This is a genomic window from Williamsia sp. MIQD14, from assembly GCF_051025635.1.
Lineage (GTDB): Bacteria > Actinomycetota > Actinomycetes > Mycobacteriales > Mycobacteriaceae > Williamsia_A.
Genome location: NZ_JBPFDG010000005.1, coordinates 381,834 through 403,419 on the forward strand (window position 1 = coordinate 381,834; position 21,586 = coordinate 403,419).

General features: G+C 69.2%; 21 protein-coding genes, 4 tRNA genes and 1 pseudogene. 5 read left to right on the forward strand and 21 right to left on the reverse strand.

The genetic code is table 11. The annotated features are described in order from the left end of the window. Window positions 1-7: 7 nt before the first annotated feature. From ACQ7HM_RS19205 to ruvC, 8 genes are all read right to left on the reverse strand, one after another. Window positions 8-2,290, reverse strand: a complete 2,283-nt coding sequence (locus ACQ7HM_RS19205; protein ID WP_434217982.1) for a RelA/SpoT family protein — start codon at window positions 2,288-2,290, stop codon at window positions 8-10. A 145-nt stretch (window positions 2,291-2,435) separates the two neighbouring features. After that, on the reverse strand, window positions 2,436-2,984 hold the full coding sequence (locus ACQ7HM_RS19210) for an adenine phosphoribosyltransferase (RefSeq protein ID WP_434217839.1): 549 nt from the start codon (window positions 2,982-2,984) through the stop codon (window positions 2,436-2,438). 10 nt (window positions 2,985-2,994) lie between these two features. Continuing rightward, entirely contained in the window at window positions 2,995-4,158 is a 1,164-nt protein-coding gene (secF, locus tag ACQ7HM_RS19215) for a protein translocase subunit SecF (protein ID WP_434217840.1), read from the reverse strand. Next, window positions 4,158-5,762 carry a protein translocase subunit SecD gene (gene secD / locus ACQ7HM_RS19220; protein ID WP_434217983.1) on the reverse strand — a complete coding sequence of 535 codons (1,605 nt, stop codon included), beginning with the start codon at window positions 5,760-5,762 and terminating at the stop codon, window positions 4,158-4,160. Before secD ends, secF begins: the two co-directional genes overlap by 1 nt. 72 nt (window positions 5,763-5,834) lie before the next feature. After that, entirely contained in the window at window positions 5,835-6,218 is a 384-nt protein-coding gene (gene yajC, locus ACQ7HM_RS19225) for a preprotein translocase subunit YajC (protein ID WP_434217841.1), read from the reverse strand. A gap of 217 nt (window positions 6,219-6,435) precedes the next feature. Then, window positions 6,436-7,542: a Holliday junction branch migration DNA helicase RuvB gene (ruvB, locus tag ACQ7HM_RS19230; protein WP_434217842.1), complete on the reverse strand. Its 1,107-nt coding sequence runs from the start codon at window positions 7,540-7,542 to the stop codon at window positions 6,436-6,438. After that, entirely contained in the window at window positions 7,539-8,141 is a 603-nt protein-coding gene (gene ruvA / locus ACQ7HM_RS19235; RefSeq protein ID WP_434217843.1) for a Holliday junction branch migration protein RuvA, read from the reverse strand. Before ruvA ends, ruvB begins: the two co-directional genes overlap by 4 nt. After that, on the reverse strand, window positions 8,138-8,743 hold the full coding sequence (gene ruvC, locus ACQ7HM_RS19240; protein ID WP_434217844.1) for a crossover junction endodeoxyribonuclease RuvC: 606 nt from the start codon (window positions 8,741-8,743) through the stop codon (window positions 8,138-8,140). The genes ruvA and ruvC overlap by 4 nt, the downstream gene beginning before the upstream one ends. Before the next feature lie 89 nt (window positions 8,744-8,832). Between ruvC and ACQ7HM_RS19245 the strand changes: the two genes are divergently transcribed. After that, the gene (locus ACQ7HM_RS19245; RefSeq protein WP_434217845.1) at window positions 8,833-9,453 is read left to right on the forward strand and encodes a hypothetical protein; all 621 of its coding nucleotides are present in this window, start codon (window positions 8,833-8,835) and stop codon (window positions 9,451-9,453) included. Here the strand turns inward: ACQ7HM_RS19245 and ACQ7HM_RS19250 are convergent, their stop codons facing one another. The 13 genes and pseudogenes from ACQ7HM_RS19250 to ACQ7HM_RS19310 form a co-directional block, all read right to left on the reverse strand. Further along, on the reverse strand, window positions 9,454-10,209 hold the full coding sequence (locus tag ACQ7HM_RS19250) for a YebC/PmpR family DNA-binding transcriptional regulator (RefSeq protein ID WP_434217846.1): 756 nt from the start codon (window positions 10,207-10,209) through the stop codon (window positions 9,454-9,456). It lies immediately after the preceding gene. Window positions 10,210-10,312: 103 nt separating this feature from the next. Beyond that, the gene (gene pdxT, locus ACQ7HM_RS19255; protein ID WP_434217847.1) at window positions 10,313-10,930 is read right to left on the reverse strand and encodes a pyridoxal 5'-phosphate synthase glutaminase subunit PdxT; all 618 of its coding nucleotides are present in this window, start codon (window positions 10,928-10,930) and stop codon (window positions 10,313-10,315) included. Next, complete coding sequence (locus ACQ7HM_RS19260) at window positions 10,927-11,775, reverse strand: acyl-CoA thioesterase (RefSeq protein WP_434217848.1); 849 nt, start codon at window positions 11,773-11,775, stop codon at window positions 10,927-10,929. The genes pdxT and ACQ7HM_RS19260 overlap by 4 nt, the downstream gene beginning before the upstream one ends. Then, window positions 11,775-12,569 (reverse strand): PP2C family protein-serine/threonine phosphatase, encoded by a 795-nt coding sequence (locus ACQ7HM_RS19265; protein ID WP_434217849.1) that lies wholly within the window; start codon window positions 12,567-12,569, stop codon window positions 11,775-11,777. Before ACQ7HM_RS19265 ends, ACQ7HM_RS19260 begins: the two co-directional genes overlap by 1 nt. A 71-nt stretch (window positions 12,570-12,640) precedes the next feature. Continuing rightward, window positions 12,641-13,558: a pyridoxal 5'-phosphate synthase lyase subunit PdxS gene (pdxS, locus tag ACQ7HM_RS19270; RefSeq protein ID WP_434217850.1), complete on the reverse strand. Its 918-nt coding sequence runs from the start codon at window positions 13,556-13,558 to the stop codon at window positions 12,641-12,643. A gap of 189 nt (window positions 13,559-13,747) precedes the next feature. Beyond that, window positions 13,748-14,236: pseudogene (locus tag ACQ7HM_RS19275) on the reverse strand (exopolyphosphatase); the annotation flags it as partial. Window positions 14,237-14,292: 56 nt separating this feature from the next. Beyond that, on the reverse strand, window positions 14,293-15,417 hold the full coding sequence (locus ACQ7HM_RS19280) for a glycosyltransferase family 4 protein (RefSeq protein ID WP_434217851.1): 1,125 nt from the start codon (window positions 15,415-15,417) through the stop codon (window positions 14,293-14,295). Window positions 15,418-15,433: 16 nt separating this feature from the next. Next, window positions 15,434-16,348 carry a phosphatidylinositol mannoside acyltransferase gene (locus tag ACQ7HM_RS19285; RefSeq protein ID WP_434217852.1) on the reverse strand — a complete coding sequence of 305 codons (915 nt, stop codon included), beginning with the start codon at window positions 16,346-16,348 and terminating at the stop codon, window positions 15,434-15,436. Further along, a complete protein-coding gene (pgsA, locus tag ACQ7HM_RS19290; RefSeq protein WP_434217853.1) occupies window positions 16,345-17,031 on the reverse strand; it encodes a phosphatidylinositol phosphate synthase in 687 nt (228 codons plus the stop codon). Before pgsA ends, ACQ7HM_RS19285 begins: the two co-directional genes overlap by 4 nt. Window position 17,032: 1 nt before the next feature. Further along, on the reverse strand, window positions 17,033-17,590 hold the full coding sequence (locus ACQ7HM_RS19295; protein ID WP_434217854.1) for an HIT family protein: 558 nt from the start codon (window positions 17,588-17,590) through the stop codon (window positions 17,033-17,035). After that, window positions 17,587-19,671 carry a threonine--tRNA ligase gene (gene thrS, locus ACQ7HM_RS19300; RefSeq protein ID WP_434217855.1) on the reverse strand — a complete coding sequence of 695 codons (2,085 nt, stop codon included), beginning with the start codon at window positions 19,669-19,671 and terminating at the stop codon, window positions 17,587-17,589. Before thrS ends, ACQ7HM_RS19295 begins: the two co-directional genes overlap by 4 nt. A gap of 101 nt (window positions 19,672-19,772) precedes the next feature. After that, window positions 19,773-20,246 carry a TIGR02611 family protein gene (locus ACQ7HM_RS19305; RefSeq protein ID WP_434217856.1) on the reverse strand — a complete coding sequence of 158 codons (474 nt, stop codon included), beginning with the start codon at window positions 20,244-20,246 and terminating at the stop codon, window positions 19,773-19,775. A 121-nt stretch (window positions 20,247-20,367) separates the two neighbouring features. Further along, window positions 20,368-20,439, reverse strand: a tRNA-Val gene (locus ACQ7HM_RS19310). 241 nt (window positions 20,440-20,680) lie between these two features. On the opposite strand from ACQ7HM_RS19310, the gene ACQ7HM_RS19315 reads away from it, so the two are divergent. The 4 genes from ACQ7HM_RS19315 to ACQ7HM_RS19330 all read left to right on the forward strand — a co-directional run bounded on the left by ACQ7HM_RS19315 (window position 20,681) and on the right by ACQ7HM_RS19330 (window position 21,585). After that, window positions 20,681-20,753, forward strand: a tRNA-Gly gene (locus ACQ7HM_RS19315). Window positions 20,754-20,777: 24 nt separating this feature from the next. Then, a tRNA-Cys gene (locus tag ACQ7HM_RS19320) sits at window positions 20,778-20,851 on the forward strand. A 24-nt stretch (window positions 20,852-20,875) separates the two neighbouring features. Beyond that, a tRNA-Val gene (locus tag ACQ7HM_RS19325) sits at window positions 20,876-20,950 on the forward strand. Between the two features lie 116 nt (window positions 20,951-21,066). Then, window positions 21,067-21,585 (forward strand): protein-tyrosine phosphatase family protein, encoded by a 519-nt coding sequence (locus ACQ7HM_RS19330; protein WP_434217857.1) that lies wholly within the window; start codon window positions 21,067-21,069, stop codon window positions 21,583-21,585. The last annotated feature ends 1 nt before the right edge of the window (window position 21,586 follow it).

The following is a 21,586-nucleotide window of genomic DNA, read 5'->3' on the forward strand; positions in this document are numbered from 1 at the left end:
TCGGCGTCTAGGACGCCGACGTCACGCGGTAGACGTCGTAAACACCCTCCACGTTGCGCACCACGTTGAGCACGTGGCCCAGGTGTTTCGGGTCGCCCATCTCGAAGGTGAACTTGGAGATGGCGACCCGGTCGCGGCTCGTCGTCACCGACGCCGAGAGGATGTTGACCCGCTCGTCGGCGAGCACCCGCGTCACGTCCGACAGCAGGCGGGAACGGTCGAGCGCCTCGACCTGGATGGCGACGAGGAACACCGACGACGGCGACGGCGCCCAGGTGACGTCGATGATCCGCTCGGACTGTTGTTGCAGCGCATCGGCATTGGTGCAGTCGGTGCGGTGCACGCTGATGCCGCCGCCGCGGGTCACGAACCCGAGGATCTCGTCGCCGGGCACCGGCGTACAGCACTTGGCCAGCTTCGCGACGACACCCTCGGCACCGGGGACGAGGACCCCGGCGTCACCGGTCTGGCGCGTCCGCGTCGGCATCGTCGACGGCGTCGACCGTTCGGCCAACTCCTCCTCGGCGTCGTCGAGACCGCCGAGTGCGGCGACGAGTCGACCGACGACGTGGCGGGCGGACACGTGGCCCTCGCCGATGGCGGTGTAGAGCGCGGAGACGTCGGCGTAGCGCAGCTCGGTCGCGATGGAGCCGACCGACTCCGCACTCATCAGGCGTTGCAACGGGAGTCCGCCGCGACGGACCTCCTTGGTGATGGCGTCCTTGCCCGCCTCGAGCGCTTCCTCACGGCGCTCCTTGGCGAACCACTGCCGGATCTTGGTCTTCGCACGCGGCGAGACCACGAACCCCTGCCAGTCGCGCGAGGGACCGGCGTTCGGCGCCTTCGAGGTGAACACCTCGACCACCTCGCCGTTCTCCAGCGTACGTTCGAGTGCCACCAGACGACCGTTCACCCGGGCGCCGATACAGCGGTGCCCGACCTCGGTGTGCACCGCGTAGGCGAAGTCGACCGGTGTCGACCCCGCGGGCAGCGTGATGACGTCGCCCTTGGGCGTGAAGGCGAAGATCTCCTTGACCGCGAGGTCGTAGCGCAACGACTCCAGGAACTCGCCGGGATCGGCCGCCTCCCGCTGCCAGTCGAGAAGCTGTCGCATCCAGGCCATCTCGTCGATCTCGTTGGCGTCGTCGACGTGTTTGGCGCCGTTGCGACCGCGGGTCTCCTTGTAACGCCAGTGCGCGGCGATGCCGAACTCGGCGGTGCGGTGCATGTCGCGGGTGCGGATCTGCACCTCCAGCGGCTTGCCCTCGGGGCCGATCACGGTGGTGTGCAGCGACTGGTAGACGCCGTAGCGCGGTTGGGCGATGTAGTCCTTGAACCGGCCCGCCATCGGCTGCCACAGCGAGTGCACGACACCCACCGCGGCGTAACAGTCGCGGATCTGCTCGCACAGGATCCGCATGCCGACCAGGTCGTGGATGTCGTCGAACTCCTTGCCCTTGACGATCATCTTCTGATAAATCGACCAGTAGTGCTTCGGGCGTCCCTCGACGGTGGCGTCGATGCGGGATCCGGTGAGCGCCTTGGTGATCTCGGTGCGTACCTTCGCGAGGTAGGTGTCGCGCGAGGGGGCACGGTCGGCGACCAGGCGGACGATCTCCTCGTAGCGCTTGGGGTGCAGGATCGCGAACGAGAGGTCCTCGAGCTCCCACTTGACCGTCGCCATGCCGAGCCGGTGCGCCAGCGGCGCGATGACCTCGAGGGTCTCGCGGGCCTTGCGGGCCTGCTTCTCCGGCGGGAGGAAGCGCATGGTGCGCATGTTGTGCAGGCGGTCGGCGACCTTGATGACCAACACGCGCGGGTCGCGCGCCATGGCGATGATCATCTTGCGGATGGTCTCCGCCTCCGCGGCGTTGCCGAGGGCCACCTTGTCGAGCTTGGTGACGCCGTCGACGAGGTGGGCGACCTCGTCGCCGAACTCCGCACCCAGTGCCTCGAGGCTGTAGCCGGTGTCCTCGACGGTGTCGTGGAGCAGGGCCGCGACCAGTGTGGTGGTGTCCATGCCGAGGTCGGCGAGGATGGTCGCCACCGCCAGCGGGTGGGTGATGTACGGGTCACCGGATTTGCGGAACTGCCCGTCGTGGTACTGATCGGCGATGTCGTAAGCCCGCTGCAGCACGGCGACGTCGGCCTTGGGGTACAGGTCCCGGTGCAGGGCGACGAGCGGCTCGAGGACCGGGCGAATCGGGTTGCGGGTGGCGGTCATCCGGCGCGCGAGACGGGCACGCACCCGGCGTGAGGTCGACGACCCGACCGGGGCGGAGGTGCTCACCGCATGGGTGTCGGTGTCGGGGGCGACGTCGAGCGACGCCCCGTCGGTCTCGCGCACGTCGGGCTGATCGGTCACACGCACCTCCTCGACTCGCCGACGGGACACCGACGTCCGGTGGTCGCGGCGCTGGTGGCGATGGTAGTCCTCAGCCGGTGGTCAGCGCGGTCAGCGTCAGATCCGGGTGCGCTGCGGCCACCGCGGCGCGGCCGGGCAGCCCGTCGATCTCCATGACCACCGCCGCCGACGCGACGACCGCGCCGGCGTCGAGCAGCAATCCGATGGCCGCGTTCAGGGTGCCGCCGGTGGCGAGCACGTCGTCGACGACGAAGACCCGTCGACCCCGCAGATCGAGGCCGTCGGCCGGGATCTCAAGGGAGGCCGAGCCGTACTCGAGGTCGTAGGTGGCCGAGTGGACCGGCGGCGGAAGCTTGCCCGCCTTGCGGACGGCCACGACACCGAGACCGCTGTGCAACGCGATCGCACCGCCGAGCAGGAAGCCGCGGGCGTCGATTCCGGCGACGAGGTCGACGTCACCGGACACCGACGCCAGCGCGGCGGTCACCGACGCGAGGCCGGCGGGGTCGGCGAGCACGGGCGTCAGATCCTTGAACTGGATTCCCGGCGAGGGGAAGTCGGGTACCAGCCGCGTGTGGTCGGCGATCGCCGTCCGGGCCCGTTCGATCGTCTCTGTCATCGTGTGCCGGTCATCGGGTTCGGCGACGTTTGCCCGACGGGCGCTCGTCGGAGCCCGCGGCCGACGACCGGGTCGACGCCGACGCGGTGGCCAGCTCCGGCTCGGTCAGACCGGCGTCGATGCGGACGCGCCGTGCCAGCACCTTCTCGGTGTGCTTCTTGATCTCACCGCGACGCTCCTTGAGGGTCACCAGAAGCGGTGTGGCGAAGAAGATCGACGAGTAGGCACCGACCACGACACCGACGAGCTGGATGAGGCCGAGGTCCTTGAGGGTGCCCACGCCCAACAGCCACACCGCGACGATCATCAGCGAGATGATCGGCAGCACGGAGATGACGGTGGTGTTGATCGACCGCATCAGTGTCTGGTTGACGGCGAGGTTCGCCTGTTCGGCGTAGGTCCGGCGGGTGGTCTTGAGCACCGCCCGGACGTTCTCCTCGACCTTGTCGAACACCACCACCGTGTCGTAGAGCGAGAAGCCCAGGATGGTGAGCAGACCGATGACCGTCGCGGGGGTGACCTCGAAGCCCACCAGCGAGTAGACGCCGGCGGTGCAGACGATGTCGAAGATCAGCGAGGCCATCGCCGCGGCCGACATCTCCCGGTCGAAGCGGACCGCGATGTAGATCAGGACGATGACGAGGAACACCGCGAGCGCGATCAGCGCCTTCTCCGTGATCTCCCCGCCCCAGGTGGAGCTGACGTCGGAGGAGTTGATGTCGTCCGCGGTCAGCTGGGGCCCGAACCGTTCGACGAGCGCGGCGGTGATCTTCTCGGTGTCGGCCTGCGACAGCGTGGAGGTGCGGATCTGCACCGTCGCACTCGATCCCGAGCCCGCGGTCTGCACCGTCTGCGGCTCGGTGCCCATGGCGTCGGAGAACGCCGTCTCGACCGCCGAGGTGGAGGTCTGCGGGGTCGAGGCGAACGAGATCTGGGTGCCGCCCTCGAAGTCGATGCCGAGGGTGAATCCGCGGAAGACGATGCTCAGCACGCAGATCAGCATGATCACGGCGCTGACGATGTACCACGTCTTGCGCTTGCCGACGATCTCGAACGCCCCGGTGCCGGTGTAGAGGCGACTCAGCAGCGAGTGGCGCTTGGCGATCTCGTTGTTGCGGGCCTCGCTGGCACGGTCGTCGGCCGGGCTGTCGAACGTGGTGGTGTCGTCGCTCATCAGACGCTCTCCTTCTGCGACGCGACGGCACCGGCACCCGAGCGCGCGGCGGCCAGGCGGCGTTCCTTCGCGACCTCGGAGACACCCCCGAGACCGTTGACCGACGGTTTGGACAGGAACGACGACCGGCTGGCCAGCGCGACCAGCGGGTGCGTCACGAGGAAGACCACGACGAGGTCGAGGATGGTCGTCAGGCCGAGGGTGAACGCGAACCCGCGCACCTCACCGATGGCCAGGAAGTAGATGGCGGCCGCGGCGATGAAGCTGACGGCGTTGCCCGACCAGACGGTGCGGCGGGCACGGGCCCAGCCGCGGGGAACCGCGGACCGGAAACTCCGGCCCTCGCGCATCTCGTCCTTTATTCGTTCGAAGTAGACGACGAACGAGTCGGCGGTCATGCCGATACCGATGATGAGGCCTGCGATACCCGACAGGTCGAGCGTGAAGCCGATGTAGCGGCCGAGCAGGACCATGATGCCGTAGACCATGATCCCGGCGACGATCAGCGACAGCATCGTCAGGAATCCGAGCATGCGGTAGTAGAGCAGGGCGTAGAGCAGCACCGCGACGAGACCGATCGCGCCGGCGATCAACCCCGCGCGCAGCGACGACAGACCGAGTGTGGCCGAGACCGTCTGCGCATCAGACGATTTGAACGACAACGGCAGCGAGCCGTACTTGAGGACGTTGGCCAGGTCCTTAGCGCCGGACTGCGAGAAGCTACCGCTGATCTCGGTGGTCGGGGTGGTGATGGCGCCCTGGATCTGCGGTGCACTCACCACGCGCGAGTCGAGGGTGAACGCCGTCTGCTTGCCGATGTTGGCCCCGGTGTACTTGGGCCAGAAATCACGCGCGGCGTTGCGGAACTCGACCTGCACGATCCACGCACCGCCCTGCGAGCTGGTGGTCGCGGTGGCGTCGGCGATGTCGCGGCCGTCGATGATCTGCGGGCCGAGCAGATAGACCTGGGTCCCGTCCTGCGAGCAGGCGACGAGGTACTCACTGGGGTCGTCGTTGCCCTGCAGCGGATCGGTGTTCCGTGTGTTGCAGTCGGTCTTGGGGAGCTGAGCGGCCAGCTTCGCCTCGGACGCCTGATTCACCGCGGCGTCGCCGGCGGGGGCTTGGCGCAGGGCCTTGGCGGCTGCGATCGCCTGCGCCGCGGTCTGGCCCGGGGGTGTCGCGGCCGGCTGCTGCGGTGTGGCCGGCTGGGGCTGGCCGACGACGGGTCGGACGTAGAGGCGCGCGGTCTGTCCCAGCGTGCGGGCCTGACGGCCGTCGGTGCCCGGAACGGTGATGACCAGGTTGTTGCCGTCGGTGATCACCTCGGATCCGCCGACGCCGAGGCCGTTCACGCGCTGCTCGATGATCTGCTTGGCCTTGTCGAGCTGATCCTTCTGCGGCGCGCTGCCGTCGGGGGTGCGCGCGGTGAGCGTGACCCGGGTACCGCCCTGCAGGTCGATGCCCAGTTTCGGTTCGGGCTTGCCTCCGCCGGTGAAGAACACCAGTGCGTAGACGATGACCATCAACAACAGGAAGACGCTCAACAACCGCACAGGCGGGATCTCACGTTTGGACGGTGCCACGGGTGCTACGACTCCTCGGATGGACTGTTCGCCACCGGTCGATCCCCGGTGGCTCGCTCAGACAGGCTACGTGGCCGGCCGGGGTGGTTTCGATCAGCTGTCGCTGTCGGCCTTCTTGTCGAGCGTGATCGGACGATCGACGTCGGCGTCGAAGCCGTCCTCGTCGTCGTCGAGCGCGTCGGTCGGCGTGGTGTCGGCGCCGGGGAACGAGCCGGCGAGATCGTCGGCGTGCACGACCTCACGGACCGCGAGGCGGTTCCAGCGGACCACGACGCCCGGGGCCAGTTCGAGGTCGACGACACCGTCGGCGAGGCCGACCACGGTGCCGTACATGCCCGAGGTGGTCTGCACCCGCGAGCCGGGCTGCAAGGCGTCCTGCATCTCCTGGACCTGGGCGGCGGCCTTCTTCTGCCGACGCACGGACAGGAACATGAAGCCGACGAGGACGACGAGGACGATCGGGAAGAGCAGTTCCATGGTGGTGGGTCAATCCTTGGTGTTGTCCGGCGGTGCGAGTGGCAGCGGCCGGGTCGGGAGGGTCACCGCCGCAACTCCCACGTGTGCGTGGGGCAGTCGGTGCGCAGGGCGTGGCGGCCGCCACGCTCGATCATCCAGTGTGCCATCTCGACGGTGACCGTCGACAATCTTCGGTCGCTCCGGCGATCCGCGGTCGCTCCTCGACCACGGCGCGTGGTCAGAACTCCGGTCCGAACAGCGAGTCGCCGTCGTCGCGCACGCGCACACCGAACGAGGCGTTGAGCGCGCCCGCGGGCGGGGTGAGATCGAGGTGGTGCCACGCCGCGGCCGTCGCGACCCGGCCCCGTGGGGTGCGCGCGATCATCCCGGCCCGCACCAGGAAGGGTTCGCACACCTCCTCGACCGTCGCCGGTTCCTCTCCCACCGCCACCGCGAGGGTCGACACACCGACGGGTCCGCCTCCGAACCCCTTGACCAGGGCGCCGAGGACGGCGCGGTCGAGTCGGTCGAAACCCAACTCGTCGACGTCGTAGACCCGCAGTGCCGCGCGGGCGACTTCGAGGGTGACCCGTCCGTCGCCCCGGACCTCGGCGTAGTCGCGTACCCGACGCAGCAGGCGGTTGGCGATACGGGGCGTGCCGCGGGAGCGCCCGGCGATCTCCGCGCCCGCCTCGTGGTCGAGGCGTACCCCGAGGATCCCGGCCGAACGGGTGATGACCCGCAGCAGCTCGGACGGCTCGTAGAACTCCATGTGCGCGGTGAATCCGAACCGGTCGCGCAGCGGTCCGGTCAGCGAACCCGAGCGGGTCGTGGCGCCGACCAGGGTGAACGGGGCGACGTCGAGGGGGATGGACGTCGCACCCGGCCCCTTGCCGACCACGACGTCGACCCGGTAGTCCTCCATCGCGAGGTAGAGCATCTCCTCGGCGGGGCGGGCGATGCGGTGGATCTCGTCGATGAACAACACGTCGCCCTCGACGAGGTTGGACAGCATCGCGGCGAGGTCGCCGGCACGTTCGAGGGCGGGCCCCGAGGTGACCCGGATGGCCGCGCCCATCTCGCCGGCGATGATCATCGCCAGCGAGGTCTTGCCCAGGCCGGGAGGGCCCGACAGCAGGATGTGGTCAGGCGTCCCGCCGCGGCCGCGTGCCCCGGCGAGCACCAGTTCGAGCTGCTCACAGACCCGCGGCTGACCGATGAAGTCGGTGAGGCTGCGTGGCCGGAGGTTGGTGTCGAGGTCGCCGTCGGAGGTGACCGTGAACGGGCTGACGTCACGGTCGTCGGCGGTCGCGGGATCCGGTGCGCCGTAGGTGTCGTCGCTCATCGCGCCCCCCGGCCCAGGGAGGCCAGTGCGGTGCGCAGCGTGCGGGCGGAGTCGGCGTCGGGTTCGTCGGCGAGGACCGCGGCCACCGCGCGTTCGGCGGCCGGTGCGGCGAAGCCGAGACCGACGAGCGCCTCGACCACCTGATCGCCGACGCTCATCGACGCGGCGACACCGCCACCGGCGTCGGGCGCGGCGCCCGGCCGGTCGACCTTGTCGCGCAGCTCGACCACCAGCCGCTCCCCGACCCGCTTGCCGATACCCGGGACGGTGCACAGTGCCTTCACGTCGGAATCGGCCAGCGCGCGGCGCAACGCGGCGGGTTCGAGCACCGCAAGGGTGGCCATTGCCAGCCGCGGGCCGACACCGGTCACGGTCTGCAGGAGGGCGAACAGATCCCGCGCATCGGGTTCGGTGAACCCGTAGAGCGTCATCGAGTCCTCCCGCACGATCATCGCCGTCAGGAGGGTCGCCTCGCTCCCCCGCTGCAACGACGACAGCGTCGACGGGGTGGCCAGAACGCGGTACCCCACTCCGCCGCAGTCGATCACGACGTGGTCGAGCGCGATGTGCAAAACAGGTCCGCGCACGGAGGCGATCATCGGGGTGTCCTGGTCGCGGCGACCTTCGCGCGTCGGTCGGCATCCGCCGCGGCGGCACGGGCGACGGCGGCCTTGGCCGCGGCCACCTGCACCGCGGCGCGGGCCTCGGCGGCGGCGAGCCGTTCGGCGATCGGGCCACGCCAGCAGTGACAGATGGCCAGCGCCAGCGCGTCGGCGGCGTCGGCGGGTTGCGGTTTCGTCTGCATCCCGAGGATGCGGGTCACCATCGTGGTGACCTGGGCCTTGTCGGCGCGACCGCTGCCGGTGACGGCGGCCTTCACCTCACTCGGGGTGTGGAAACGCACCGGGATGCCGTGTTGGGCGGCGGCGAGCGCGACCACGCCACCGGCCTGTGCGGTCCCCATGGCCGTGCTCACCTGGTTCTGCGCGAAGACCCGCTCCACCGCGACGACGTCGGGGCGGTGGGTCTCGATCCAGTGGACCGCCGCGGCGTGGATCGCGAGGAGGCGTTCGGCGAGATCCATGTCCGACGGCGTGCGGACGACGTCGACGTCGAGGGCGGTGACCGCCCGCCCACCGCCGGATTCGACGAGTGCGATGCCGCACCGGGTCAGGCCGGGATCGACTCCCATGACACGCACGCATTCTCCCGCCGCAGACGAACAACTGTTCGAGATACTAGCGGTCCGGGCCGACGGGATCGCCGATCGACACGACACAATGAACGCCGATGCCCGCGTACCGTCCGACCTCCCCCGACGCCCTCGTCGACCTGTGTGTCGAGGCCGTCACCCGGCGCCCCGGGGTGGTCGTGGCCGGGATCGACGGCGCCGACGCGGCGCATCCGACCGACCTCGCCGCGCGGGTCGCGCAGGTGCTGCGCACGACGGGTCGGGCGGCCGCGGTGGTCGCGGTCGGCGACTACGTGCGCCCGGCCTCGGTGCGCAAGGAGTACGGCCACACCGACACCGAGAGCTACCGGACCATGTGGTTCGACTGGGCGGCCCTCGACCGCGAGGTCGTCACGGCGCTGCGCGCCGAACGACGGTGGCTGCCCCGGTTGTGGGACCCGGTGACCGACCGGTCCCCGCGTGATCGACCGCGCCCGGCCGCACCCGATCAGGTGGTGCTGCTGGCCGGACCGATGCTGCTCGGACGGGGTCTCGACCTCGCGCCGACGGTGCGGTTGGAGATGAGTGCGGCCGCGCTGCGCCGCCGCACCCCCGAGTCGGACCACTGGACGGTCGACGCCGTGCTCGAGCACGCCGCACAGGTCGGCGACATCGCCGACCTCACCGTCCGCTACGACCATCCCGATCGCCCCGCCGTGATCGACGGCCGGACCGGGTGATCAGTCCTCGTCGAGCTCGGCGAGGACCTCGTCGCTGATGTCGGCGTTGCTGTAGACGTTCTGCACGTCGTCGGAGTCCTCGAGCGCGTCGATGAGCTTGAACACCTTGCGCGCGCCCTCGGCGTCGACCGGGACCTCCACCGAGGCACGGAAACTGGCCTCGGCCGAGTCGTAGTCGATGCCCGACTCCTGCAGCGCGGTGCGCACGGCCACGAGATCGGTGGGCTCGCTGACGATCTCGAAGGAGTCCCCGAGATCGGTGATCTCCTCGGCGCCGGCCTCGAGGACCGCGTCGAGCACCTGATCCTCGGTCTGATCGGCCTTCTCCAGGGTGACCACGCCGCGTCGGGTGAACAGGTAGGAGACCGAACCGGGGTCGGCCATGTTCCCGCCGTTGCGCGTCATCGCGGTGCGCACCTCGCCGGCGGCACGGTTGCGGTTGTCGGTGAGGCACTCGATGAGCACGGCGACACCGTTGGGGCCGTACCCCTCGTACATGATGGTCTGCCAGTCGGCGCCGCCGGCTTCCTCGCCGCCGCCACGCTTGCGGGCGCGCTCGATGTTGTCGTTGGGCACCGAGGACTTCTTCGCCTTCTGGATGGCGTCGTAGAGCGTCGGGTTGCCCGACGGGTCGCCGCCACCGGTGCGCGCCGCCACCTCGATGTTCTTCACCAGCTTCGCGAACATCTTGCCGCGCTTGGCGTCGACCACCGCCTTCTTGTGCTTGGTGGTGGCCCACTTGGAATGGCCGCTCATCGCCGGTGCCTCTCTCTCCTGGCCGCGCCGTGGAATCCGCGCGCGCCGATCGTCATGCTGCGAGAAGCGATGTTACCCGCCGGGCCAGGACGTTCCGCCGACGTCAGGCGCCTGCGGCGACGATGTCGGTGAAATAGCGGTGGATGCGCAGATCGCCGGTGACCTCGGGATGGAACGACGTCGCGACCACCGACCCCTGGCGCACCGCGACGACGCGTCCGGCGGCCGGACCGTTCGGGACGCGCCCGAGGACGGTCACCCCGGGACCGGTCGCCTCCACCCACGGCGCACGGATGAACACCGCCCGCATCGGACCGCCGGGCACGTCGGTGATGTCGATGTCGGTCTCGAACGACTGCACCTGACGCCCGAAGGCGTTGCGCCGCACCGTGATGTCGAGCGCATCGAGATGGTGGGCGTCGGGGCGGGTGTCGAGGACGTCGGAGGCGAGCAGGATCATGCCCGCGCACGAACCGTAGGCGGGCAGCCCCTGCGCGAGGCGGGTCCGCAGCGGCACCAACAGGTCCAGCAGGTCGAGGAGGCGGCTCATGGTGGTCGACTCACCGCCCGGGATCACGATGCCGTCGATCGTGTCGAGTTCGGCCGGTCGACGGACCGTGACGGCGGTGGCGCCGGCGGCCTCGAGTGCGGCGACGTGCTCGCGGACATCGCCCTGCAGGGCGAGTACGCCGATCGTGGGCCTCCGGTGGGTGCCGCTCACCCCTGTCGGGCGTGCTGATCGGCCGGCATCGTGCGGCCCACCCGAGCCAACCCCTCCTGGGTGACCGCGGCGACCATGCGACCACTCGTGTCGAAGATGCGGCCCTGGGTCAGCGCGCGGCCGTCCTCCGCCGACGGCGACGTCTGGTCGTAGAGCAGCCATTCGTCGGCGCGGAAGGGGCGCAGGAACCACATGGCGTGGTCGAGCGACGCCGACTGGGGGTTCGAGTCGGGGTGGGCGACCTTCGCCGACCCGAGCAACGTCATGTCGCTCATGTAGGCCAGCGTGCAGACATGGAACACCTGGTCGTCGGGCAGGCGATGACGGTATTTGAACCACACCCGCTGCTGGGCGGCGAAGCGCTCGGCGCGGACCACCTGATCGGCCGGGACGATCCGGATGTCGAAGTTCTCCCACTCCCGGAACACCGACCGCTGTGCCTCGGTGCGGGTGTGGAAAGGATCCTCGAGGGTCTCGGGGTCGGGCGCGGGCGGCATCTCGTCCTGGTGGACCAGCCCCTCCGACGGCACCCCGAACGATGCCGACATCGTGAAGATGGCCTCTCCGGCCTGCACACCGGTGACCCGACGCGTGCAGAACGAGCGGCCGTCGCGGATCCGGTCGACGAGGAAGATCGTCGGCTCGTCGGGATTGCCCGGGCGCAGGAAATAGCCGTGCAGGGAGTGGACGCGGTACTCCGGGGCGACGGTGTGGGTGGCCGAGACCAGCGCCTGACCGGCTACCTGACCGCCGAAGGTGCGCAGCAGCTGGCTGGTGTAGGCCTTGCCGCGGTAGATGTCGGCGTCGATCGCCTCGAGTTCCAGGATCTCCTCGATCGTGGCCATCAGTCCTCTTCTCCCAGTCGGCGCACCGTCGCGACGACGACGGTGACGTTGTCGCGCGCCCCGAGGGCGAGGGTCGCCGACACCAGTTCGGCGGCCAGCGATTCCGGTGTCGCGGCGCGCTCGGCGATGATCTCCTCCAACTCCGAATCGGGCAACTCGCCGGTGAGTCCGTCGGAACAGATCAGCACGACATCGCCCGCGACGACCGGGAACACGAAGAAGTCGGCCTCGGCGTCCATCCCGGCACCCAGCGCGCGCGTGATGACGTTGCGGCGCGGGTCGACCCGGGCCTGCTCGGGCGTGAGATGCCCCGCGTCGATGAGCTCCTGGACCTGCGAGTGATCGGTGGTCACCTGCTCGATGACGGCGTCCGACCAGCGATAGGTCCGCGAGTCGCCGATGTTGACCACCAGCCAGTGCGGGGCACCCTCGTAGTCGACGATGAGCGCGCCGGTGACCGTCGTCCCCGCCCGCCTGCCGTTGGCCGAGTCGATGTCGCCGATGTCGTGGGCCGCGGTCCGCAGCGCGTCGAGGACGGCGTCGCGGGTGGTCGTGAGATCGCTGGGCTCGACCGCACCGAGAGCGGCGAGCGCTGCCTCGCTGGCGATCTCGCCGCAGTCGTGCCCGCCCATGCCGTCGGCGAGAAGGTAGCGCCGGTCGGTGACCAGCGCTGCGTCCTCGTTCGCCTCACGGACCAGGCCGACGTCGCTGACGGCGGCCCAGTCGATCCCGAACCCGCCGACCTCATGCGACCCCGAGGCCGCGGAATCGCGCACTGTCGCCACCGCTGCCATCGTCACCGCCCGCCCGTCGTCATCGTCGCCATCTCGCTCGTGTACCGCCGAGCGTGCACCGCAGCTACCGGCTACCAGCCCCGCTCGGCCAGTCGGTGTCCGACGGGGAGCTGTTCGACGTTGATGCCGACCATCGCCTCCCCGAGACCACGCGACACCTTCGCGAGGACGTCGGCGTCGTCGTGGAAGGTGGTGGCCTGCACGATCGCCGACGCGCGCTCGGCCGGGTTCCCGGACTTGAAGATGCCCGATCCGACGAACACGCCGTCGGCGCCGAGCTGCATCATCATGGCCGCGTCGGCGGGCGTCGCGATGCCGCCGGCGGTGAACAGGGTGACCGGGAGGCGTCCGAGCCGTGCCACCTCGACCACGAGGTCGTACGGGGCCTGCAGCTCCTTCGCGGCGACGTAGAGCTCGTCGGCCGACAGGGAGGTGAGGCGACGGATCTCGCCGCCGATGGTGCGCATGTGGGTGGTGGCGTTGGAGACGTCGCCGGTGCCGGCCTCGCCCTTCGAGCGGATCATCGCCGCCCCCTCGGAGATACGACGAAGCGCCTCACCGAGGTTGGTCGCGCCGCACACGAACGGGACGGTGAAACGCCACTTGTCGATGTGGTGGGTGTAGTCGGCGGGGGTGAGCACCTCCGACTCGTCGATGTAGTCGACACCGAGACTCTGCAGGATCTGCGCCTCGACGAAGTGACCGATCCGGGCCTTGGCCATCACCGGGATCGACACCGCGGCGATGATGCCGTCGATCATGTCGGGGTCGCTCATCCGGGAGACGCCGCCCTCGGCGCGGATGTCGGCGGGGACACGCTCGAGAGCCATGACCGCGACCGCACCGGCGTCCTCGGCGATCTTCGCCTGCTCGGCGTCGACGACGTCCATGATGACGCCGCCCTTGAGCATCTCGGCCATGCCGCGCTTGACGCGCGCGGTGCCCGCACCGGTCGGCTGATCGTGCTCGGTGGTTGCCTCGCTGGTCACTGTCATCTCTCCTGACGTACGTACTGCGCGGTCGTGGCGGCCACGGCCGGTGATGCCCGCACTGGGGTGTCGGGTAATTCTAGGCCCACCACACCTCACGGTCCGCCGTGGCCTCCGGCGCGATCACCAGCACCGATGCCGACCATGACGGTGGTCACATCGGGTCGATGCCGACGGTCAGCCGAGGACGCGTTCGACGATCTCCAGGTAATGCGGCTCGGGGGCCGTGCCGCCCAGACGCAGCAGGCGCACCGGACCGCGTCCACGCAGCGCGAGGGTGTCGCGGACCGCGTCGTTGTAGAAGCGGCGCGAGATCATGACGCGGGTGTCGGCGTCGGCGAGTTCGGCGACGAGCTGGGCCCGCAGGGTCGACGAGTCGACCTTCGCGAGCTGGGCCGACACCTCGTTCTCGGCCAGATCGCGGTCGGCGCGATCGGCCCGCTCGGCCCGATCGGCGCTCGAGATCAGTTCGCGCCCGTCGGCGCCGAGACCCGCGCCGATGGTGCGGGCGACGACCGCACGACGCGCGAGAGCGGCGTCGAGCGCCTGCCACGCGAGGTCCACTCGGACGTGGAGTCGGTCGAGACGGTTCGCGGTCTTGTAGATCCATCCGATGCCGACGGACACGATCGCCACCACGATGGCGACGATCAGGATCGTCACAGCCGAAATTGTCATCATCTGCCCCTTCGATGAGTGTTCGGTCGGTTCTCCCGGTACGAGCCGGGCAGGCGTCAGTCGCTGACCGACACCTTCCCGGAGCCGACGGTGACCGATTCGTAGACCTGGAGGATCTGATCGGCGATGCGCGACCAGTCGTAGCGCCGGGCGCGCTGCTGTGCCCGGGCGACGAGCTGATCGCGGGTCTCGTCGTCGGTGAGCACCTCGATCACGCCCGAGGCCAGCGCGGAGGGATCTCCCGCACGGACGAGTCGTCCCGCGCGTCCGTCGTCGAGCACCCGTCGGAACGCATCGAGGTCACTGGCGATGACCGCGGCGCCGGCCGCCATTGCCTCGACGAGCACGATCCCGAAGCTCTCGCCACCGAGGTTGGGGGCGCAGTAGACGTCGACCGACGCCAGTGCCCGCGCCTTCGTCGCGTCGTCGACCTGCCCGAGGAACACCAGGTGGTCGGCCAGCGCGCCCGCACGGCGACGCATCGCCCGCTCGTGGCCGCTGCCGACGACGAGGACGGTGATGTCGGGGAAGGATCGGACGATGCGTGGCAGGGCCCGCATCAGCACGTCGATGCCCTTGCGCGGTTCGTCGTAGCGGCCCAGGAACAGGATCGACCGACCCTCGCGGGGGAAACCCTCGAGCGGTGTCGCCTCGGCGAACGAGTCGACGTGGATGCCGTTGGGGATCTCGACGGCATCGGACCCCAGCGACTCCATCTGCCACCGGCGTGCGAGCTCGGAGACGGCGATCTTGCCCATGATCCGCTCGTGGTACGGCCGCAGGATCCCCTGGAAGGTGCTCAGCCACAACGACTTCGTGGTCGAGGTGTGGAAGGTCGTGATGATCGGACCCTGGGCGACGAACAGCGACAGCATCGAGATGCTCGGTGCGTTCGGCTCGTGGACGTGCAACACGTCGAAGTCGCCGTCGCGGATCCAGGTGCGCAGACGGCGGTAGGCCGCGGGTCCGAAGTTCACCTTCGACACCGACCCGTTGTATGGGATGGCCAGCGCCGGTCCGACCGACACGACGTAGTCGGGAAGGGTCGAGGTGTCGGCGGCCGGGGCGAGGACGCTCACGGTGTGTCCACGCTCGATGAAGACCTGCGCGAGCTCCACCACGTGGGCCTGGACGCCGCCGGGGGTGTCGAACGAGTACGGGCAGATCATCCCGATCCTCATCGCTGCACGTCCCTCGTCACGGTCGCGTCTCCCCGTGGATCCGGTCCCGGCGCTCCTGCGACCAGTCGGCCTCCCAGAGCGGTTGCAGCATGTGCCAGTCCTGCGGATGGGCGGCGATGTTGCGTTCGAAGACCTCCGCCACCCGCTGCGTCGCGTCGGCGACTCCCCCGCTGACGTCGACCGGCGGGTCACACAGGATCTGCGACGACGCACCGTCGGTGAAGAAGTGGTGGACCGGCATGAGGGCGGCCCCGGTCTCGATCGCCAACTTGGCGGGACCGGCCGGCATCCGGGTGGGTTCCCCGAAGAAGGTGACCGGAACACCGTGTCGGGCCAGGTCGCGCTCACCGAGAAGGCACACGACACCACCGGCCCGCAGCCGGTCGGCCAGCAACGTGAACGGGGGCTGTTCCCCGCCGCTGAGCGGGAAGATCTCGAAACCCAGGCTCTCGCGGTAGGCCACGAACTTCTCGAACAGCGACTCGGGCTTGAGTCTCTCGGCCACGGTGGCGAACTGCCCCGTCTGCTGGACCAGCCACACGCCCGCCATGTCCCAGTTGCCGCTGTGCGGCAACGCGAACACGACACCCTTGCCCTTGTCGTAGGCGGTGGTGAAGTGCGCGAGGTCATCAGGCGCCACGTACACCCGCGAGGCCGCCGTCGCGAAGTCCATGGCGGGTAGGCGGAACGCCTCGAACCAGTACCGGGCGTAGGACCGCATGGCCTCGGCCATCAACGATTCCGGGACGGCGTCGGGCGTCACGCCCAGCACGCGGGAGAGGTTCCGTCGCAACTGTTCCGGGCCGCCACGCGACCCGATGCGGGCACCGGCCGCCTCGAAGGCACGTCGGGTCCGGGCCTCGGGCAGTCGGCGCACCACCGACCACCCCGCGCCGTACCCGAGGTCGGCGACGCGTTCGCCGAAGGTCACGCGGGCGACTCCGGGGTCGACTGCTCGGAACCCGTCCCGGTGTCGGCGGGACGACCGATGGGCAGCAGGTCACGGGCCCCGGGAGAGTTCGAGATGGAGAGCATCCGCTGTCCGACGGTGATGACGCTGCCGACGGCGAGCAGCCACACCGCGACGTGGATCAGCCACGGCATGCCGAGCTCGCTGAACCCGGCGCCGACGAGGATGATGATGAGTCGCTCGGGGCGCTCGATCAGTCCGCCGTTGCCGTCGAGGCCACTGGCCTCGGCACGCGCCTTGGCGTACGAGATGACCTGCGAGGTCACCAGACAGATCATCATCCCGACGAACAGCGTCGGGTGATCCTCGGTCTGCAGGCACCACCAGCCCAACGCCGCGAAGATCGCGCCGTCGGCGATGCGGTCGCAGGTCGCGTCGAGAACGGCCCCGAAGCGCGTACCGCCGCCACGTTCGCGGGCCATCGCGCCGTCGATCATGTCGAACATGACGAACAGCCAGATCACCAGCGCGCCCGCGAGCAGGTGGCCCATCGGGAACAGGGTCACCGCCGCCGCGACCGATGCGACCGTGCCGATGACCGTCATCGAGTCGGGGGTGAGGCCGGCCTTCAGCAGCACCCGCGCGATCGGCACGGTGATCTTGCTCATCCCGGCGCGACCGGTGATCGAGAGGAATCTGGCCATGTCAGTCCCCGAGTGCCGTCCACGCGTCGGCGAGCAGGACCCGGGTGTCGCGCAGCAGCTGCGGCATCACCTTCGTCTCGCTGATCACGGTGATGAAGTTGGCGTCGCCGCCCCATCGCGGCACGACGTGCTGGTGGAGGTGTTCGGCGAGTGAACCACCCGCTGCGGCACCGAGATTGAGTCCGACGTTGAACGCGTGCGGCCGCGACACCGACTTGATCGCACGGATCAGCCGCTGCGTGAACGCCATCAGCTCCGCGCTCTCCTGCGGGGTGAGGTCCTCGAGGTCGGCGACCTGCCGGTACGGCACGATCATCGAGTGCCCGGGGTTGTAGGGGTACAGGTTCAGCACGGCGTAGACGCTCTCACCGCGCGCCACCACCAGCCCGTCCTCGTCGGACATCGTGGGGATGTCGATGAACGGGTGCGTCGAGTTCGCCGACCCCGAGGCGGGTTCCTTGATCGACGAGGTGATGTAGGACATCCGGTGCGGACTCCACAACCGCGACAACCGGTCCGGCTCACCGGCGCCGCTGTCGTGGATCTGCTCGCCGGTCACGAGTCGCCGGCGCCGGTGGGTGCAGGGACGGGTGCGAGGTCGGCGAAGAACTCCGCGGTGGGCGATTCGTTGCGCCGCGTCGCGACCCATTCGGCGACGGCGTCGACGGCGGCGTCGACCGGGACCGAGTTGACCTGGGTGCCGTCGCGGAAGCGGAAGCTGACAGCACCGGACTGCTGGTCGCGGTCGCCGGCGAGCATCATGAACGGGACCTTACCGGTGGTGTGGTTGCGGATCTTCTTCTGCATCCGGTCCTCGGAACGGTCGACCTCGGCGCGGATACCGTGCGCGCGCAGTTTCGCGATGACCCCGTCGAGGTGATCGGCGTAGTCCTCGGCGACGGGGATGCCGACGACCTGCACCGGTGACAGCCACGCCGGGAACGCGCCCGCGTAGTGCTCGGTGAGCACCCCGAAGAAGCGTTCGATCGAGCCGAAGAGCGCGCGGTGGATCATCACCGGTCGGTGCTTGGCGCCGTCGTTGCCGGTGTACTCGAGCTCGAATCGCTCGGGCAGGTTGAAGTCGAGCTGGATGGTCGACATCTGCCAGTGCCGCCCGAGGGCGTCTTTCACCTGCACCGAGATCTTCGGCCCGTAGAACGCCGCGCCACCGGGATCGGGGACGAGGTCGAGACCGGAGTCGGCGGCGACCTGTGCCAACGTCGCGGTCGCCTCCTCCCAGGCGTCGTCGGACCCCACGGATTTCTCCGGGTTCCGGGTCGAGAGTTCCAGGTAGAAGTCGTCGAGGCCGTAGTCGGAGAGCAGATCGAGGACGAACGTCAGCAGCGACGTCAGCTCGCCGGCCATCTGCTCGCGGGTGCAGTAGATGTGGGCGTCGTCCTGGGTCATGCCGCGCACGCGGGTCAGACCGTGGATGACGCCGGACTTCTCGTAGCGGTACACCGACCCGAACTCGAACATCCGCAGCGGCAGTTCGCGATACGACCGACCGCGGGACCGGAAGATCAGGTTGTGCATCGGGCAGTTCATGGGCTTGAGGTAGTAGTCCTGCCCCGGTTTGCGCACGGTGCCGTCGGGGTTGAGCTCCTCGTCGACGTGCATCGCGGGGAACATGCCGTCGCGGTACCAGTCCAGGTGACCCGACACCTCGAACAGATGGCCCTTGGTGATGTGCGGGGTGTTGACGAACTCGTAGCCCGCCGCCGAGTGCCGCACCCGCGAGTAGTCCTCGAGTTCCTTGCGGATGATGCCGCCCTTGGGGTGGAACACGGGCAGGCCCGAACCGAGTTCGTCGGGGAAGCTGAACAGGTCGAGCTCGACACCGAGACGGCGGTGATCGCGCTTCTCCGCCTCGGCCAGCAGCTCGAGGTAGGCGTCCTGGGCCTCGGTCGACTCCCACGCCGTGCCGTAGATGCGCTGCAGACCGGCGTTGGCCTGGTCGCCGCGCCAGTACGCGGCCGAGCTGCGGGTGATCTTGAAGGCGGCGATGTACTTCGTCGTCGGCACGTGCGGACCGCGGCACAGATCGCACCAGATCAGTTCACCGGTACGGGGATTGAGGTTGTCGTAGGCGGTGAGCTCTCCCCCGCCGACCTCCATCACCTCGGGGTCGTCGGCCGAACCCTTGTCGTCGACCAGCTCGAGTTTGTAGGGTTCGGAGGCGAGTTCGGCCTTCGCGGCGTCGAGGGAGTCGTAAACGCGACGCGAGAAGCGTTGTCCCGACTTGATGATCTGCTTCATCTTCTTCTCGAGCGCGACCAGATCGTCGGGAGTGAACGGATCGGCGACGTCGAAGTCGTAGTAGAAGCCGTCGGTGATCGGCGGACCGATACCGAGCTTCGCGTTCGGGAAGAGCTCCTGGACGGCCTGCGCCAGCACATGCGCCGCCGAATGCCGGATCACGCTGCGACCGGCCTCGCTGGCCGCGATCACCGGCTCGACGTCGGTGTCGGTGTCGGGTGCCCACGACAGATCGCGCAGGGCACCGCCGGGGTCGCGCACCACGACGACGGCCTCGGGACCCTTGTTCGGGGCGTCCGCCTCACGCAGCGCAGTGCCCGCCGTGGTCCCGGCCGGCACACGGATCGTGGCGGGGCTGGCGACCACAGAATTCTCAGGCACGGACTTGCACTCCTCGACATGGGTGGAGACAGGGGCGAACCCCGTGGGCCGGACGGCCACGGGGGGAACGCCTGTAGATGGTATCGGCGATGGCCGAGCGGTCAGAAGATCGGGCTGTCCAGCCACGACGGGTCGTAGCCGACCCACCCCCCGACCAGCGCGAGAGCGCCGAGCAGCCAGAGCGTGGCCACCACGATCGCGAACGTGAAGATCCCGAACAGTGCCTGCACCGACCAGTGCTGCACCTTGATCCAGTCGGCGAAGGCGTCGTATTTGCCGCGGGCGAAGATCAGGAGGCGATGCGCCCAGGAGAACTCGGTCGCGAGGATGCCGAGGCCGGCGAACACGATCAACCACCCCGGACCGGGGTACGGGATCGCGATGATGCCGACCACCAGGACCGCGGTCCCGATGACACCGACCGCGATGCGGTAGGCGAGGTTGAGGGTCGGCTTCTCGGCGATCTTGTCGCGGCGGCGCTGCAACGCGTCGGGCAGCAGGCCACCGGGGTCGGTCGAGTCGGTGCGCGACGGGTCCGCCGACTGGTCGGGCATCGCAGCAGGCTGGTCGGTCATCGCAGCGTCGTCCTCACTGACTCTTCCGGTGTGCACCACGACGGAACGGTGGCGTCGGGGACAACCCTACGGAATCGGACACTCGCGGTGTCCCGTCCGAAAGGACGAGATGAGACGGGCGTGGTCCCGGCTGGGATCGAACCAGCGACCTTCCCGGTGTGAACGGGACGCTCTTCCACTGAGCCACGGGACCGTGGTCGGCACTGTGTTCCTCGCCGACGACCGCAGAACGTTATCACGACGGCATGGTCGTTCCGCCAATCGACGTCGGACGCACCACGGGTGTCCGCGCGCTGTTTCCGACACCGGCTCGGTGGTGACACGGCGTCGGGGCGTTCCTCCGGACTCGCCGATGACCAGCGGATTTGTTGGGTCGACCGCGATTCGGATAGTGTTTCGCTTCGCACCGCGAGCCCACAAGGTTTGCGGCGCACGCGGACGTGGCGCAGCTGGTAGCGCACAACCTTGCCAAGGTTGGGGTCGCGGGTTCGAATCCCGTCGTCCGCTCGGAAGAGCGATTGAGTCCACCGTGGCGGTGTGGCCGAGTGGTGAGGCAACGGCCTGCAAAGCCGTGCACACGGGTTCGATTCCCGTCGCCGCCTCCACGAGCGTTTCCCAACTAAATACCCGCGCGATTAGCTCAGTGGGAGAGCGCTTCCCTGACACGGAAGAGGTCACTGGTTCAATCCCAGTATCGCGCACCAGAGTTCATCGAGTGAGGCATCCGATTCGGGTGCCTCACTTTTCGTTCGCCCGCTCCTCATGCAGGCGGCCGTCGAACCACCCTGCCTTGCCCCGCGATCGCCGAGCTGGAGACCTCATGACCGCCCTCCCGACCTGGCCGCACGACGCTCGATTACACGCCTGGTGGGTGACGCCTGCGCTGCTCGCGGGCGAGTATCCCGGTGACCCCGACCGTGACGCCGCTCGCGAGAAGGTCGGCCTTCTCGCCGAGGCCGGCGTGTCCACGATCGTCGACCTCACGACGCCCCGGGATCACCTGCGGCCGTACGAGGGTCTGCTTCCGGACACCATCACGCGGTCGGAGTTCCCGATTCCTGACCGCGGCGTCATCGACGATGCGGGCTACGACGACATCGTCGCGCACATCCGTGCCGAGATCGGGTCCGGTGGGCGGGTGTACGTGCACTGCTGGGGTGGTGTGGGGCGCACGAGCACGGTCATCGCCTGCGTTCTCGGGGCCGACGGACTCTCGCACGACCAGGCTCTCGAACGGATAGCCGAGGCGCGGGCGGGCACGCGCAAGGGTCATCGACGGTTCCTGGAGTCCGGACCACAGCGAGAACTGGTCGCGCGTCGACTCGCCACGACCGCCTGAG

Coding starts and splice junctions, on each gene's coding strand:
- ACQ7HM_RS19210 (WP_434217839.1), bottom strand. CDS start 2,984: ATGACAGAGACGATCGAACGGGCCCGGACGGCGATCGCCGACCACACG.
- secF (WP_434217840.1), bottom strand. CDS start 4,158: ATGAGCGACGACACCACCACGTTCGACAGCCCGGCCGACGACCGTGCC.
- yajC (WP_434217841.1), bottom strand. CDS start 6,218: ATGGAACTGCTCTTCCCGATCGTCCTCGTCGTCCTCGTCGGCTTCATG.
- ruvB (WP_434217842.1), bottom strand. CDS start 7,542: ATGAGCGACGACACCTACGGCGCACCGGATCCCGCGACCGCCGACGAC.
- ruvA (WP_434217843.1), bottom strand. CDS start 8,141: ATGATCGCCTCCGTGCGCGGACCTGTTTTGCACATCGCGCTCGACCAC.
- ACQ7HM_RS19245 (WP_434217845.1), top strand. CDS start 8,833: ATGCCCGCGTACCGTCCGACCTCCCCCGACGCCCTCGTCGACCTGTGT.
- ACQ7HM_RS19250 (WP_434217846.1), bottom strand. CDS start 10,209: ATGAGCGGCCATTCCAAGTGGGCCACCACCAAGCACAAGAAGGCGGTG.
- ACQ7HM_RS19260 (WP_434217848.1), bottom strand. CDS start 11,775: ATGGCCACGATCGAGGAGATCCTGGAACTCGAGGCGATCGACGCCGAC.
- ACQ7HM_RS19265 (WP_434217849.1), bottom strand. CDS start 12,569: ATGGCAGCGGTGGCGACAGTGCGCGATTCCGCGGCCTCGGGGTCGCAT.
- ACQ7HM_RS19280 (WP_434217851.1), bottom strand. CDS start 15,417: ATGAGGATCGGGATGATCTGCCCGTACTCGTTCGACACCCCCGGCGGC.
- pgsA (WP_434217853.1), bottom strand. CDS start 17,031: ATGGCCAGATTCCTCTCGATCACCGGTCGCGCCGGGATGAGCAAGATC.
- ACQ7HM_RS19305 (WP_434217856.1), bottom strand. CDS start 20,246: ATGACCGACCAGCCTGCTGCGATGCCCGACCAGTCGGCGGACCCGTCG.
- ACQ7HM_RS19330 (WP_434217857.1), top strand. CDS start 21,067: ATGACCGCCCTCCCGACCTGGCCGCACGACGCTCGATTACACGCCTGG.